Source organism: Paenibacillus sp. FSL H7-0940, assembly GCF_037979415.1.
GTDB lineage: Bacteria > Bacillota > Bacilli > Paenibacillales > Paenibacillaceae > Paenibacillus > Paenibacillus amylolyticus.
Genome location: NZ_CP150280.1, coordinates 2,095,953 through 2,111,459, shown reverse-complemented (window position 1 = coordinate 2,111,459; position 15,507 = coordinate 2,095,953). Strand labels below are relative to the sequence as shown.

Sequence of the window (15,507 nt, the reverse complement as noted above, 5' to 3'; positions counted from 1 at the left end):
TTGTTTAGGAGAGGTTATTTTCCAATAACATTCCCACTTGTTTTCCCATAACTTGAGGTGAATAGGGCATGTCATTAATAAACCACCATTCTACAATTCCTACATAAGCTGGTGAGATAAATTGAATAAGAAGCTCTTCATCTATTCCTTGTTTTTTTCCCTCGGACATATCCCAACCATTCTTAATATCGTCTGTGACAAAATCGAGGAACCTGCTACGGAAAAAAAGAGCTCCTTTACTAGTTAACATTGCTGAAAAGAATGAATAATGTTGTTCAAAATATAAAAACCATGTTGCACTACCCTCTAATGTATCCGTTTCAGCTTCCAATTCACACAATCTCTTTAATTCCTCAATATGCTCTTCAATAAGCTTATCCAGTAGATCGTACTTATCCAAGTAATGCAGATAGATCGTTCTACGATTAACATTAGCTTGATCAGCAATATCCTGAATCGTAATGTCATCAAAACTTTTTTCAGACATGAGTTCTATCACTGCTTTTTTGATAGCTTCTTGAGATTTCAAACTTCTTCTGTCCACTTTAAGCATGTACATCCACCTAACTTTCTTGAAAAGTAATTCACAATTTGAGTCGCGTTGTGTATTAATGCACGAATCCTGATGTTTTGTGGTTGTTGATACATTTTATTTATATATAATAATACACGAATGAGTATTAAGCCCTCAATGTGAATTTAAATTAAAATAGATGATTACAGCCAAAAGGAGGAGAGTTTGGTTTCAATCATTTGAATATCATCTTGGGCGGAGTACAGCATGAGAAAGAGAATATGGAGCAACGGTGGGGGTAATAATCATGTCTAAACGAAATAATTTATTTATATTTATATTAACTTTGGGTGTCTTCGGAATCTTAAATACTGAAATGGGCGTTATTGGGATATTGCCTCAAATTGCTGAACAGTTCAATGTTAGCGTGTCTCAAGCAGGATTGCTAGTAAGTCTGTTTGCACTTGCAGTTGCGATATCGGGTCCCATTCTGCCTTTAGTGTTTTCGCGTTTTAATCGCAGAGGGGTAATGCTACTTGTACTCGGTGTGTTCGTGATTAGTAACATTTTCTCTATATTTGCAACAAACTTTACATTCGCAATAATTGCTCGTGTTATCCCGGCATTTTTACATCCCGTCTATATCTCGATCGCTCTGACAGCAGCAGCTAGTTCGGTTAGTGAGAAAGAGATTCCTAAAGCAGTGTCAAAAGTCATTATGGGCGTGTCTGCTGGCATTGTGCTAGGTGTACCCATCACAACTTTTATTGCCAGTATCGCTTCAATTGATGCTGCTATGACTTTTTTTGCTATCGTGAATGCAGTAGCATTCATTGGTGTATTGCTATTTGTTCCATCCATGCCTGTCAGAGAAAGGCTTTCATACGGATCTCAACTACGTGTATTGAAGAAAGCAATAACTTGGCAATCTATTGTTGCCGTTATATTTGTAAATGCAGCAACGGCTGGAGTGTATAGTTACTTCGCCGAATATCTTGCGACCATTACTCATATTTCTGGGAAAGGCCTCAGTCTAATGTTAGTTATATTTGGTGCAGCCAGTTTGTTTGGTAACGTATTAGGAGGAAGATTGCTTTCCAAAAATGCAATTAAGTCCGTAATGATCTATCCATTTGTATTTGGAGTAGTCTACATCTTCCTGTTCTTTATGGGCCAATTCACTGTCCCTATGTTCATTATTGTTGTTATATGGGGAGTGCTGTATGCAATCGCAAGCAATATTAGTCAGTATTGGATTACGTCAGCAGCTCCGGAAGCCCCTGAATTCGCGAATGGATTATTTCTAACATCTGGTAACCTGGGCGTAACCATTGGAACAACTGTTGGAGGGTTGTTTATATCAGGAATGGGGGTTCGGTACATTGTAGTAGGTGGACTGTTATTTTTGATATTGAGCCTGGCGTTTATCCTATTAAGAATTTATATGTATACTCCTAAAAAACAAATCTCTCATTGAGAATTTAACCTTTTGTTATCTTGGGGACACGTTAATAACGTGTCCTTGTTTTATTGAAGAATAACCACACTAAAGGTAAAGCGCACTTTTATTATGAACCATAGATATCCTTTATAAATTGAATAAAGTGAGCGGTAGCTGAGCTAAATATCCTATTCTTTTTCCAAGCGAGTACATGATTTGTTATTCGTTCAGGTTCAAAGGGAACAAAACATGTGCTATTACTTTCCCGGATTGTATATGATCCGCTTACACATATGGCATACCCCAGTTTCCGTTCTACCAACTGCATCGCATTAGTCAATAAATTATGGGAAGCAAAAATAGTAAGACGATCATTCTCCACACCAAGCCAACTTGCAATCTCATTCTGCACAATTGTCCGACGGGGTGGAATTAAGGGTAATGAAAGTATTTCTTGAATCCCAATGGTTGATTTCTGAGCAAGAGGATCATCTCGTCTCATCAGAATGCCCCACTTGTCCGGATAGGGTAATCGAACATAGTCATATTTTGCAGTTTCAATGGGTTCCAATAATATGCCAATATCGATATTTCCTCGATCAAGCTTTTCTCTAATGTCATCTCCATCTGCACTATACAGTTCATATTGTACTCTAGGATGCCGGTTAGAGAATTTCTCTACAATTTCTGCCAACGCTTTGGATACAATGGACTCCACACATCCAATAGAAACTACTCCACCAATTAAATCCTTTTGTTCTGCCAGATCTCTTTCTGTCTTGTCTAAGAGGGAAACGATCTCTTTTACCCGTTGCTGATACAAGAGACCGCTATCTGTTAGTGTAATCTGTCTTTTTCCTCGTATCAACAAACGCGTACCCAGTTCTTCTTCAAGATCCATAAGCTGCCTGCTTAGTGTTGGTTGCGTAATATGAAGGATTTCTGCTGCTTTTGTTATATTGCCTACTTTAGCCACAGTTAAAAAGTATTTTAAAACCCGAATATCCACAACTTATCATCCTTTCATAATGCATCGGATAAATCATTCACAGATGATTATACGATACATATTAGGCATGATACAAAATACACCATAGGTATTAGTAATTATACAGATAGGAATTTACAATGAATGGAGAACGTGACTTGAGAGTTATGTAGTGAATAATAGAATATGAGGTTGAAACTATGAATAAATCGAAAATGCCATTTTCGACCCCGTTGTTATTTACGGATAAAGATTTAATGAAAATATTTATTCCGTTAATTATTGAACAAATTTTAGCATCTTTGATCGGATTGTCAGATTCAATCATGGCAGCTTCTATAGGAGAGTCAGCCGTATCTGCAGTTTCTTTAGTCGAAATGATTATGTTACTGTTAATAAGTTTATTCGCAGCTTTAGCTACGGGTGGCACAGTGATAGTAGGGCAATATCTCGGAAAAAAACAGGAAAATCAGGCCAGAGAAGCCTCGAATCAATTAGTTTGGTTTGCTGGAGCAGCAGGGCTTGTTATTATGATTTTTATTTATCTCTTTAAAAGCTTTATTTTAGATATTCTCTTTGGCAATATCACCGACGAGGTATATAACTATGCCAACACTTATTTATTGATCATCGGAGCTTCTATTCCTTTTTTAGCTCTCTATAACGCTGGAGCTGCCATATTCAGAACGATGGGCAACTCCAAATTGCCTATGAAAATTATGCTGGCTATGAACATTCTGAATATAGCGGGCAATGTCTTGTTCATATATGGGTTCAATATGGGGATTGCAGGGATTGCTATTCCTACTTTAATTTCCAGGATAGGTGCTGCAGTATGCATTCTAATTCATCTAACAAATCCTAAGCAAATTCTTCATCTGAATAAAACCGTAAAGCATAAGTTTAATTCAATGATGATTAAACAGATCATGCGAATTGGTGTACCTTATGGAATAGAAAATGGAATATTCTATTTTGGACGATTGTTGATACTAAGTTTGGTATCTACATTTGGAACAGCTGCTATAGCTGCAAATTCGGTTGGCAGTACGATTACTTCATTGCAAGCTTTACCTGGAATGGCCATTGGTTTAGGTATGTCCATAGTCATTTCCAGATGTGTAGGTGCTGGAGATTTTACACAGGCTAGATACTATACGAAAAAGATACTTGGTATCATTTTTGTGGCACAGATTGTGAGTTCCGTGGTGAGTTTAGCCTTGTTCCCAAGTATACTGAGCATTTATAATTTTTCAGTAGAAGCAACGCAGTGGACTACTGAGATTGTGTGGAGCCATGCGATTGTCATGATATTGATTTGGCCTTTCGGCAATGCACTTCCATCGGTATTTCGGGCTGCTGGAGATGCAAAATACCCCATGCTAGTGAGTATGATTACTATGTTTTGCTGTAGAATTATGTTCGCTTATATCTTGGTATACCTATTTGATATGGGGATGTTTGCAACATGGATAGCTATCTATTGTGATTGGTTGATAAAAGGAGGGCTGTTCATTTGGAGGTATGTTAATGGGAAATGGACTACATTCCAAGCTACCGAGCTAAATGGCAGGAAAGCTGAATAATTAATCGAATTGCTTGAAGGGATGGCTTTAAGCATCGAAGTTCACAGAAGCGCTCCAAGCTGCGGCGCAACGAATTTAAGAAGCTACGGGCGTTTCCCGGTATTCAACCGAGGAACGCCCGTTTAGTCTTTTCTGGAATCGGTTCTGGTTATAGAACATAGTATATTCGCTCACTTGCTGCTCAACCTCCACTTGGCCGGAATTAGCTGTTGGAACGAGCCCAGGCACACTTCCTTAAAATCTTATAAGAAATTCTTGATATTTCAGAAATTTATCCGAAAGGCGGGTGCTATTATACAAATACAAACAAAGACGAGGTGATGAAATGCAAGCAAAGTTGGCAGCGGACGCCATTCCCATCTCCAAAAAGCGAAAGACATGGATAAGGACGATACAAAAGCACAAAGTGATGTATGCTCTCTTATTACCAGCTTTAATTTACTTTGCGGTATTCAAATACATTCCTATGGCGGGAATCATGATTGCTTTTAAAAACTACAACCTGGCTTTGGGGCTATGGGATAGTCCATGGGTGGGATTCAAAAATTTTACGGATTTTATGAACGGCGTTTATTTCTGGGACATCATGAAAAATACGATTGTTATATCGCTGTATAAGCTATTGTTCGGTTTCTCCGCGCCCATCGTACTTGCTTTACTCCTCAATGAAGTTTACAGCCAATGGTTTAAGAAAATCGTACAGACGATCACTTATTTGCCTCATTTTCTATCATGGGTCATTGTGTATGGAATTATGGTAGCCTTACTAGCCCCAGGGGATGGTCTCTTTAACATGATTTTGAAGGATTTTGGTGTTGAACCCATCTCGTTTCTAACGGAACCTGCCTGGGGCAGAATGCTGATCATCTTATCTGAAGTATGGAAGGATATTGGATGGGGGGCGATTTTGTACCTTGCCGCCTTGGCAGGAATCGATCCAAGCTTATATGAAGCGGCTCGAATGGATGGTGCATCCAAATGGAGACAGCTCTGGCATATCACGTTACCTGGTATTCGAGGAGTCATTATTCTGATGCTGATTCTTAAATTAAGCCATATCCTGGATGCGGGTTTTGACCAAATATTCATGTTTGCCAACACCTTTAACCAGGAGAAGATCGATATTATCGACACATGGGTATACCGGGAAGGGTTGGAGCGTCTTAAGATTGGCTTGGCTACTGCTGTAGGATTGTTTAAAGCTGTCATCGGATTTGCTTTAGTGTTGGCAGCAAACAAGCTCGCCAAAAAATTCGATGGGCAAATCTGGTGAGGTGGTCTTTAGAATGATCCATATGACAATCGGGGAAAAAGTCTGGCAAACCGTCGTTTATGTAGTTCTTATTATATTATCCCTACTGTGCGTGCTGCCCTTTCTATATGTGGTTGCTGTCTCCGTAACACCTGAATCGGAAGTATTAAGAAGGGGGATTGTGATTATACCAGAATCCTTTACCTTTCTGGCCTATAAAGAAGTATTCATTTCTCATGGAATCTGGCAGGCGTATAAAATTACGTTGTTCCGAACGATTGTAGGGACTGCGTTAAACGTGTTTTTTACGGTAATCGCGGCCTACCCGTTATCCAAAAAATATTTGCCCGGAAGAAGTCCATTTTTACTCTTCATTGTGTTTACCATGATGTTCAGTGGGGGATTAATTCCGACTTATTTACTAATCCGCTCTTTGGGATTGTTAAACAGTCCTTGGGTATTGATTATTCCAAATCTCATTAGTGCATTTAATCTGGTGATCATCAAAGGTTTTTTTGAACAATTACCTGGTGAAATTGAGGAATCAGCGAGGGTAGACGGTGCCAGTGAACTTCAGACGTTATGGCGGATCATTTTACCCCTGTCCTTACCCGTACTGTCCACCATTTCCTTATTCTACGCAGTCGGGCATTGGAACAGTTATTTTGATGCCATTGTATATATCAATGATTCCAACTACATGCCACTTCAAGTGATTTTGCGTAACATCCTGCTTAACGTTGCAACTCAAAGCGCTGATTCGCTCGCCAATTCCGGGGCTGTCAGTACGTTCGCTGTGCAGATGGCTACAGTAGTTGTAACTACAGTCCCGATATTGATCGTTTATCCATTTTTGCAAAAGCATTTTACCAAAGGTGTACTCCTGGGATCCGTTAAAGGATAAAAGGTGTACCAACCTAACTTATTACGGGGAAACCGTGATAATATACAAGCAAAGGAGAGGTCAATATGCAGCGTAAAAAGATTTCATTTGCTATTCTGTCGGCAATCTTAGGACTTGGAACGCTTTTGTCAGGATGTGGGGGAAATGAAGAAGTTACATCGACAACTTCGAGTAATTCGCAAGGCCAGACTGGCCAGTTTGCAACCAAAATGAAAATCTCAATGTTTAACCAAGGCACTTTTAATGCTGCTGCTCCAGTACCTCCACGTGATGAAGATATTCAACGCCAAATGTTGGAAGAAGAGATGAACATCGACTTGGAGATGATGATTCCTCAGGCTGGGCAAGCAACAACCAAACTGAATACACTCATTGCAGGCGGGGATATTCCAGACTTGATCTTTTTGAAAAGTCGTGCTGATCTTGCGCAATATTACGACCAAGGAGTTCTTGCGGATTTGACACCGTATATGGACCAATTCCCTGAACTACAGAAACGATTTGGCACCGACTCATGGGAGGCAATGTCCTATCAAGGGAAGACCATTGGAGTTCCAGGCTATGATAATGTAAACGGTATCAGTCGAAGCTTCTTCATCCGTAACGATTGGCTCAAAAAGCTGAATATGGAGGTACCAACGACACCTGATGAGTTGTTCGAAGTTATGAAAGCCTTTACAGAGAAAGATCCGGACGGGAATGGCAAAAACGATACGTACGGATTCATCGGTGGTATGAATAAAGAAGGTAATCTGCAAACCTATGGCTTTGATAGCTTGATGTGGATGTTTGGCGTCAATCCTCCTTCAGCCGTTGAGATAAAAGATAATGAACCGGTATTTCTGTTTATCGATCCCAAAATGAAAGAGGCGCTTGCTTACATTAATAAAATGATGGCAGCCAAGGTGGTTGACCCGGACTGGGTGACGATGAATTCGCCTGATCTGTTGGACCAAAAGATGTTTAAGGGTAGAGTTGGCTTCATGATCAGAGATGCTCGTAGACTGGAACCGGATTATCAACAGAAAATGAAAGAAATTAGTGGCGAGGTGCCCGAATGGATCGTTATTCCTCCGATGAAAGGTCCTTACGGGGATCAAATTGTAGAGAGAAAATCATTTCAGGGCAATTCATGGGCCATATCCGCAAAAGCGGACGAGGACAAAATCATTCGGATCTTGTCCATGTTAAATTATCTCTTTACGGATGAAGAAGCCTATCCGAACTTTGCATACGGAATCAAAGGCATCCATTGGGATGTTGTAGACGGCAAGATCAAAAATAAAACCTCCGAATTATCAAAGGAAATGAAAGAGAAGTACCTGTGGGTCGATCATTATAGAATGCCACGCCGTGGTGATGATGCAGAGTACTTCAGCTTCCAAAATCCGAAGACGGCGGAAGCTTTCAAGGACAATCAGCAATATGTGGGGCCAACGCTGCCCGGAAATTTATTGACCCCTGACCCTAGCGATACCTTGGATGCTGACCGCACACGTTTCATTAATGAAAGCTTGGTTAAATTTATGACGGGCAAAGAGCCTCTTTCCAACTGGGACAATTTCCTCCAGACGCTGGATACCAAGTTTGACATGCAGAAATATAAAGAAACAGCAATCCAGCAATTTAAAGAAGCCGGCCTTATCAAGTAAAAATAAACGAAGAGAGAGTGGCTATTCGTAGCCCCTCTCTTTATTAGCATATGCTATTCTTAGTTTAAAACGGAACTAAAAGGAAGATGATCGATGCGAAGAAGAATCAGCTTGCCTTTAAAATTATTTTTTATCGTATTTGCCTTTGTATTAGGCTGCATCATCTTGATAAGCCAATTGTCTTATCGTTATGTCCAAAAGGAAATAAGAACCAATGACATTTTTTACACCAATCAAATACTAGACAAGGTTGACCAGTATTTCACCGTTAATTTTTCCTCCTTCCAGACGATTCTCTTCTCAGTTGAAACATCAGTGAAAGCCAACATTAACAATACCGAAGTGATTAAAAAGCAATTAAGAGAGCTGTATGAACTCAACAGTATTTATGTCAGTAATATTTATTTGATCAAAAGTGATTTATCCATTCTGGGCGGAAGTACACCTACTCGGATATTCGATGAACCTTTATCTGAAAGAGCACCTTTATTTGATGCGGCTGACAAAAATAGAAGGACTACCTTTGTTAGTGAACCTTACAAATCGAAGTATTCCGGCTGGACCGTTACGATGGTTCGATATCTGAACGGTGCTCCGTTTCCTATGGCCATTGCGGTTGATTTGGATCTAAATGCCATTGAAGAAACCTTATTCAAGATTAATAAACAGGAACAAATGAATCTGGCTCTGATCACTGCGTCAGGTAAGATCATTGCCGGATTTTCTGAAAATAAAGGACCTCTGAATATTCAAGATCATTCTTTTTCGATCGGAGAGACGTCAGCGGAAGAAATTCTGGATACGACAGAAACAAACCTTCAACTGTATACCAACGATGGTATTCCGGTCTCCCTTTTGAAAAAACCAACGGAGAAATTCAACTGGACCATCATCTCGATCAACGATGAATCACGCTTAAAAGCAGCGTTGTCCAGATTGGAAACCTATTACCTCGAGCTTCTCGCTGCAGGTCTTATTTTAAGTTTGTTCATTTCTTTTTTGGTTGCCAAATATATAAGAAAACCACTCTATACGCTCAAAACAAAAATGAAGCAGGTGGAACAAGGTATCCTTACAACAACAGTTACGATTAATCGAAACGATGAGTTTGGCGATCTTTCACGAGCATTCGATCGTATGTTACAGCAAATTGTGGAACTGATTCGCCGGGCCGAGCTTCATAATGAACTTGAGCGGAAGCAGGAAATCCAGGTGTTACAGTCTCAAATAAACCCACATTTTCTTTATAACACACTTGGTTCGATCAGCAATGTGATACGTCTCGGACAAATAGAGAAAGTAGATGTGGTGATCGGATCGCTCATTTCATTATTGGAGTACGGGATAGACGATGCTTCTGAGAAGGTTTCCCTACGCCAGGAATTACGCAATGTAGCGGACTATATCGAGATCCAGAACATTCGGTATAACCGAAACTTCAACTTGATTGAAATTATCGAAGCAGGACTGATGGATTTTCCAGTTTTTCGAATGCTGCTGCAGCCCCTTGTGGAGAATAGCATCTTCCATGGTTATAACGGAGGGGGAATTGAGGGACCTATTACGATTCATGCGTACAGGGAGGACAGTATCGTCATCATCGAAGTTATTGATCAAGGCGAGGGAATTCCAGCTGATAAAATAAAACATATTTTAATCTCAGAACCGAGTGAAGAGGAAGTAAAAAGGAAAAGAATCGGACTGAATAATATTCATGGGCGAATAAGACTCCACTACGGAGATCAATTCGGGCTGGATATCATTAGCATACCTAAGGAAATAACCCGTATACGCGCTGTATTCCCGGCAGAATTGCCAAAAGGAGATGCATAATGGGGAGAGACTATACCTGCTTCATTGTTGACGATGAAGACCTGATCATTCAACGATTGGAATTGTTTTTTAATGAACTCTCTCATAGGGATCGACGATTTGTTCTGGTGGGCAAAGCGAATAATGGGCTGAATGGGATCGAGGAGATCATAAAACTTAAACCGGATATCGTTATATCCGATATTGTAATGCCGCGAATGGACGGAATCTCCATGATTGAGCAGCTCAAGGCGGAGCTCCCCCATACCCAGTACATACTTCTGACCGCCTATTCATCCTTCGAATACGCTCAGCGGGCGATTCAAGCCAACGTATTGGAGTACATTGTAAAGGTTCCGCTGAGGGAAGCCGATTTGAATCGAGCGTTGGATAAGGCAGCCGGAATTTTAAATGAGTTTGAGAAAAAAGAGGCGGAATTTCACTCGTTAAACGTATCCGTGCTTGAAAATAAATACAGAGTCCGCAAGCAATTTTTTAACGAATTGATCCGAGGTGAAATTCCTTCTCATCGGGCATCGGATTTTGCCAATCGCATGCAGTTTCATTTCTTTCAATCCAACTATTGCTGCTTCATCGTTGAGATGAATACGTATGAAAGTTTCCGAAACGAATACGCGGCCTCAGATCAAAACATCTTGAAGTATGCGATAACAAATATCATCGAAGAAACAGTGATGAATGGTAGTAGTGGGGTAGCTGCGGATCTGTCCGATAATCGTTTTATTGGCTTTTTATCCTGGGAAAATAACCGCAGTGATATGGAAACGGAATATGCTTGCCTATCCTTGGGAGGGCAGATCATCTCTCATTTGCATCAATATTTGAATAAAAGGGTGTCTGTCGCTTTTGGAAGTCCACACCGAGGCTGGGAATCGATCAAACAGGCGTACACGGAAGCTAAAAATGTGAGTGAGGATTTCTATTATCATACCGAGAAAATCGTAAAAACACCGATGCATCGGTTCCAATACCATAATGACAAAAAAGCAGATTTTCAGCAGAAGCTTGCTGATTTTCTTATACGGATGAAGAGGAAGATTTCCAAGGAAGAGCTGGACAATGCACTTGCCGATCTGTCGCAATTTGTTACGGACCATAAAATCCACAAGTCCATCATGGTGCCAATGATTAGAGACTTGTACAGAGATATTACCGTGAAATTCAAATCGGGGAATAAGATGGCCACGGAAGTTCCAGACTTCCCCATGGAATTTATGGCTTTTCAGGAGCAGCTCGCCTATATTGGCGACTTCACATTCGAATACGTGCATGCGGGCCAACTCTTGCATCGTGCAGAGATCATGAGTGCTATGCATTATATAGAGACAAACTTGAAACAACGTTTAACGCTGGAGGCAATTGCGGAGGAAGTGAATCTAGCGCCATCGTATTTTAGCAGCTTATTCAAAAAAACAATGAACGAAGGCGTGATCAGCTACATTAACCGTAAAAAAATCCATCTCGCCCTCGAGTTGTTAAACGTTCGAGATTATTCATTATTGGAATTGTGCGAGGAAGTAGGCATCGTCAATGAAGGGTACTTTTGCAAACTTTTTAAAGAATATACGGGGGATACACCTAAGCAATATCGGATAAAAATGACACGGTAGGAATTCAAATAAGGATACAAAAAAATGTATGATTTTTTCGCGAAATCCTGTAAAAAAAAAGGGGTCAAAACCATTACCATGATAGGAGCATCTAATCATGGAGGTTATCAAAATGGAGCTTATGAAAGCAGATGTAACCGTCATAGGTGGAGGAATTGCCGGGATATGCGCTGCCATTGCTGCCGCACGCCAAGGGCTGCAGGTTTCACTTATTAATGATCGACCGGTTCTGGGGGGAAATGCGAGCAGCGAGGTCAGAGTTCACATTAACGGGTCTGCATATCTCGGAAATAGTCCATCCTATTATGCTCGCGAAGGCGGGTTGGTGGAAGAACTCAAACTGAAGATCTTTCATTATAATCCGTTATACAACAAAAAGCTTATGCTTTCACTTTCGGATACGGTCTTGCTTGACATGGTGTATGATGAGCCCAACATTTCTCTATTTCTGAATACATGTGTGCATGAAACGGGCATGGAGAACGGCAGAATCAAATGGGTGGAGGGCCTTCAATTGGCTTCCGAAAGAAAATTTCGTTTTGAAAGCCCAACCTATATCGATTGCTCCGGTGATGGAATTGTTGGATACCAAGCAGGTGCTCACTTCCGATGGGGAAGAGAGGCGAAGCTTGAATACCAGGAGGAGCTCGCTCCAGAAGTGGCAGATCATTACACGATGGGTGATACGATTCTGTTTCAAGCTCGTGACGTAAACTATTCCGTTCCTTACAAAAGGCCAGGCTTTGCGTATGATATTACGAAGCTGGAGTTTTTTGATAGTATCAGAAAAGGATTAAACCATCGATCTTTTCCAAGGAAAATCAACGGGCTTGGCGGATTGTGGTGGCTGGAATACGGCGGACATATGGATATTATCAAGAATAATGAAGACATTGCATTGGAACTGCGAAAATTGGTATACGGGATCTGGGATTATATCAAAAATAGCGGTGAGTTTGATGATGTAGACAACCTCATCCTGGATTATGTATGCCCGATTCCTGGAAAGCGAGAGTCGAGACGGTTTATAGGTGAACACATGCTGTCTCAGAACGATCTTACAGCAAAGACTCATTTCGAAGATGCGGTATCCGTTGGAGGTTGGTATATGGATCTGCATGCAAATAAAGGCATCTACGATGAAGGGCCGGCTACAGCATGGAATTTTGTGCCGGGATTGTATAATATCCCGTTTCGCAGCTTGTTTTCACGTAATATCCCAAATCTCATGTTTGCTGGCCGTAATATAAGCGCTACTCATGTGGCTTTTGGGTCTACAAGGGTGATGGCAACTTGTGGTTGTATGGGGCAGGCGGTAGGAACGGCTGCTGCGTTATGCGTAAAATATGATACAGACCCTGCGGACATCGTCAAAGCCCATATGGGTGAACTTCAGGCGCAGCTGCTTCGAGACGGGCAAACGATTGTAGGGCTTCAAGAGCCGTTAGATCCTTATTTCGCAGACGGATTAACGATTCGTGCCTCGTCTCAGCGAAGTTATGAACAACTTCATCCAACCGAAGAGATATCCTTGGAGAACGCGTTATGTTTGGTCTTGCCGATTCAGACATCCGTAGTTGAAAGCGTGCAGATCAAAATTAAAAATAGATCCGAGTATTCGGAAACGTTGCAAGTGAAGCTGTTTGGCGGGGATCGAAAGGAAAACTATATTCCCACCAGCGAGCTGAAAGGCTACAACTTGGTGATTTCAGCGGGTCACGATGACTGGATTACACTGGACCTCAGTTGCAAGAAGCCAGAAGACGACAAAATCTACATCGTATTGGAAGGTACGTCGGACCTTGCTGTATATGGCAATGAAGAAAAAATGACAGGAGCGGTGAGCTTCCTTTATAGACCGGAAGAGCCATCCAGGTTGAAGAAACTTAATAAGAGCATTTGCTTCAAGGATCTGCTACCATCCCAGGATATGTATAATCCCGCGAATGTCGTCAACGGTTTCTCCAGACCTTATGGTCTTCCGAACAGCTGGATTTCGGAACGTACGGAAGGACAGGAATGGTTGGAATTTGGTTTTGCAAGCCCCAAGAATCTGGATGAAATCCATCTTGTTTTCAATTCGCAGCTGAATTTGGAGCATTTCGATGATCCAATCGAGTCGTTGATTCAAGATTATGATGTGACTTTAACTTTGGAAGATGGAAGCGAGAGTGAAATTAAAGTCCGTGGGAATTATCTTTCGTTGAACAAACATCAGGTGTTTGCACAAGGTGTAACCCACATCCGGTTTGATTTCTGTGCAACGTATGGTTCGCCTTATTATGAAGTGTTTGCTGTAAAACTTTATGCTCCTAATAACGCTAAGTGAGGGCGGGTGAAGTCGTGATGAAGGAATTTTTCCCACGAAGAGGGCTACCTAATGTCATTCAGAAGTTGGAAAATGGAGAAACCGTGACCATCGTTTATTTCGGCGGTAGTAATACACGTTCGAAAGGATATAGGGTCATGACGGCGGATTGGCTGCGAGGGCAATATCCCCATGCCGATATCCACGCTGTGAACGCAGGCATTGATGGGACAGGATCGGACCTCGGCTGCGCCCGTTTAGAGACAGATGTGCTTCGTCATCAGCCTGATCTCGTATTTGTTGAATTCGTTGGCAACGATGGCGGAGTTCCCGAATCCAAGGCGCGGATCGAAGGCATTGTCCGACAGATTCGCAAGCGCAGCCGGTTTATCGATATCCTGTTTGTATATACGATCAAGGAGCGGGATTTGACCTCATTTCAATCCGGCGAATACCAGAAGGGCGCTCTTATGCAAGAGGAAGTCGCCGACTATTACGGCATTCCTTCGATTCATCTGGGCGTAGCGGTCAGTCAATTGGTTTCGGATGGAAAGCTTATTTTTACTTCAAGGGCAGACGTATCCATCCCCGGAGCCGTTATTTTCACGCATGATTCGATCCATCCAACGATCCCCAAAGGACATCAGATTTACACCGATACAATCACCCGGTCGTTTGAGAAAATCAGAGAACTTCGAGATCACGTGGGAAAAGTCGAACATCACTTGCCGCAGGACCCCTTGGTCCCGTCCAATCCTTGGGAGTATGCAACCATGCTGCCACTGGATCGTCTTACTCATTTTTCCGCAGGGTGGTCTTACATGACCCCTGATGATTTTCCTTTAGTGCGTGAGTACGATTGGTTGTTCCCCGGTCTATGGCGAGCAGTTGATCCCGGAGAGGCGATCACAGTGGAGTTTGAGGGAACCCACATCGGCTTATTTGATATCGGGGGGCCGGATTCTGGCAGATTGAAGGTGTCGGTGGATGGAGGGGAACCCTTCCTTGTTGATCGATTCACACCCTATAATGATCATAATCGAAATCAATATGTTTTCTTGCCGGAGCTACCAAATGGGAAACATACAGTTCTCTTCGAGATCGATCACGAGAAAACTGACAAAGCGGCCGTGTTTGAGGCAAGTGGCAATGAACGAAGTATGGAACATGTTCGGCAGCATCAAGCATGGTATGATCAAACGGTCATTCAGCTTGGAAAGTTGTTATTGGTGCAGCCGCCTTTATAATTGATAAGTCCTCTTGGAACACTTGAAAGACCTATATTCTATCTGACTGCAACTGAGCAATCAATTAGGATGTAGGTTTCTTTTTTTACTTAAAATCGTATAAGAAATTCTTAAAATGAAAGAAATTTCACCGTCATGTAACATGCTAAGATAAAAACGACAGAGCGGAATT

11 protein-coding genes are annotated in these 15,507 nt (G+C 41.6%); 9 read left to right on the top strand and 2 right to left on the bottom strand.

Annotated elements, in window-relative coordinates; all coding sequences use genetic code 11:
* Window positions 1–4: 4 nt before the first annotated feature.
* A complete protein-coding gene (locus MHB71_RS09305; protein WP_340029384.1) occupies window positions 5–553 on the bottom strand; it encodes a TetR/AcrR family transcriptional regulator in 549 nt (182 codons plus the stop codon).
* Between the two features lie 268 nt (window positions 554–821).
* On the opposite strand from MHB71_RS09305, the gene MHB71_RS09300 reads away from it, so the two are divergent.
* Window positions 822–1,991 carry an MFS transporter gene (locus MHB71_RS09300; RefSeq protein WP_036615559.1) on the top strand — a complete coding sequence of 390 codons (1,170 nt, stop codon included), beginning with the start codon at window positions 822–824 and terminating at the stop codon, window positions 1,989–1,991.
* Between the two features lie 91 nt (window positions 1,992–2,082).
* On the opposite strand, the gene MHB71_RS09295 is transcribed toward MHB71_RS09300, so the two are convergent.
* Window positions 2,083–2,964 (bottom strand): LysR family transcriptional regulator, encoded by an 882-nt coding sequence (locus MHB71_RS09295; protein WP_036615557.1) that lies wholly within the window; start codon window positions 2,962–2,964, stop codon window positions 2,083–2,085.
* A 179-nt stretch (window positions 2,965–3,143) separates the two neighbouring features.
* Between MHB71_RS09295 and MHB71_RS09290 the strand changes: the two genes are divergently transcribed.
* From MHB71_RS09290 to MHB71_RS09255, 8 genes are all read left to right on the top strand, one after another.
* Window positions 3,144–4,529, top strand: coding sequence for an MATE family efflux transporter (locus MHB71_RS09290; RefSeq protein WP_244898162.1), 1,386 nt, complete (start codon window positions 3,144–3,146; stop codon window positions 4,527–4,529).
* 325 nt (window positions 4,530–4,854) lie between these two features.
* Window positions 4,855–5,802: an ABC transporter permease subunit gene (locus MHB71_RS09285; RefSeq protein WP_036671347.1), complete on the top strand. Its 948-nt coding sequence runs from the start codon at window positions 4,855–4,857 to the stop codon at window positions 5,800–5,802.
* A 13-nt stretch (window positions 5,803–5,815) separates the two neighbouring features.
* On the top strand, window positions 5,816–6,685 hold the full coding sequence (locus MHB71_RS09280) for a carbohydrate ABC transporter permease (protein WP_036615551.1): 870 nt from the start codon (window positions 5,816–5,818) through the stop codon (window positions 6,683–6,685).
* A 65-nt stretch (window positions 6,686–6,750) separates the two neighbouring features.
* Window positions 6,751–8,337, top strand: a complete 1,587-nt coding sequence (locus tag MHB71_RS09275; protein ID WP_340029383.1) for an extracellular solute-binding protein — start codon at window positions 6,751–6,753, stop codon at window positions 8,335–8,337.
* Window positions 8,338–8,430: 93 nt separating this feature from the next.
* Window positions 8,431–10,170, top strand: coding sequence for a histidine kinase (locus MHB71_RS09270; protein WP_340029382.1), 1,740 nt, complete (start codon window positions 8,431–8,433; stop codon window positions 10,168–10,170).
* Complete coding sequence (locus MHB71_RS09265) at window positions 10,170–11,780, top strand: response regulator (RefSeq protein WP_340029381.1); 1,611 nt, start codon at window positions 10,170–10,172, stop codon at window positions 11,778–11,780. The genes MHB71_RS09270 and MHB71_RS09265 overlap by 1 nt, the downstream gene beginning before the upstream one ends.
* 97 nt (window positions 11,781–11,877) lie before the next feature.
* Window positions 11,878–14,109 carry an FAD-dependent oxidoreductase gene (locus MHB71_RS09260; protein ID WP_340029380.1) on the top strand — a complete coding sequence of 744 codons (2,232 nt, stop codon included), beginning with the start codon at window positions 11,878–11,880 and terminating at the stop codon, window positions 14,107–14,109.
* Window positions 14,110–14,126: 17 nt separating this feature from the next.
* Window positions 14,127–15,335 (top strand): GDSL-type esterase/lipase family protein, encoded by a 1,209-nt coding sequence (locus MHB71_RS09255; protein ID WP_340030152.1) that lies wholly within the window; start codon window positions 14,127–14,129, stop codon window positions 15,333–15,335.
* The last annotated feature ends 172 nt before the right edge of the window (window positions 15,336–15,507 follow it).

What these genes read in the sequence shown, in the direction of transcription:
- MHB71_RS09305 (WP_340029384.1), bottom strand. Translation starts at nt 553, where the DNA reads ATGCTTAAAGTGGACAGAAGAAGTTTGAAATCTCAAGAAGCTATCAAA.
- MHB71_RS09300 (WP_036615559.1), top strand. Translation starts at nt 822, where the DNA reads ATGTCTAAACGAAATAATTTATTTATATTTATATTAACTTTGGGTGTC.
- MHB71_RS09290 (WP_244898162.1), top strand. Translation starts at nt 3,144, where the DNA reads ATGAATAAATCGAAAATGCCATTTTCGACCCCGTTGTTATTTACGGAT.
- MHB71_RS09285 (WP_036671347.1), top strand. Translation starts at nt 4,855, where the DNA reads ATGCAAGCAAAGTTGGCAGCGGACGCCATTCCCATCTCCAAAAAGCGA.
- MHB71_RS09280 (WP_036615551.1), top strand. Translation starts at nt 5,816, where the DNA reads ATGATCCATATGACAATCGGGGAAAAAGTCTGGCAAACCGTCGTTTAT.
- MHB71_RS09275 (WP_340029383.1), top strand. Translation starts at nt 6,751, where the DNA reads ATGCAGCGTAAAAAGATTTCATTTGCTATTCTGTCGGCAATCTTAGGA.
- MHB71_RS09270 (WP_340029382.1), top strand. Translation starts at nt 8,431, where the DNA reads ATGCGAAGAAGAATCAGCTTGCCTTTAAAATTATTTTTTATCGTATTT.
- MHB71_RS09265 (WP_340029381.1), top strand. Translation starts at nt 10,170, where the DNA reads ATGGGGAGAGACTATACCTGCTTCATTGTTGACGATGAAGACCTGATC.
- MHB71_RS09260 (WP_340029380.1), top strand. Translation starts at nt 11,878, where the DNA reads ATGGAGGTTATCAAAATGGAGCTTATGAAAGCAGATGTAACCGTCATA.
- MHB71_RS09255 (WP_340030152.1), top strand. Translation starts at nt 14,127, where the DNA reads ATGAAGGAATTTTTCCCACGAAGAGGGCTACCTAATGTCATTCAGAAG.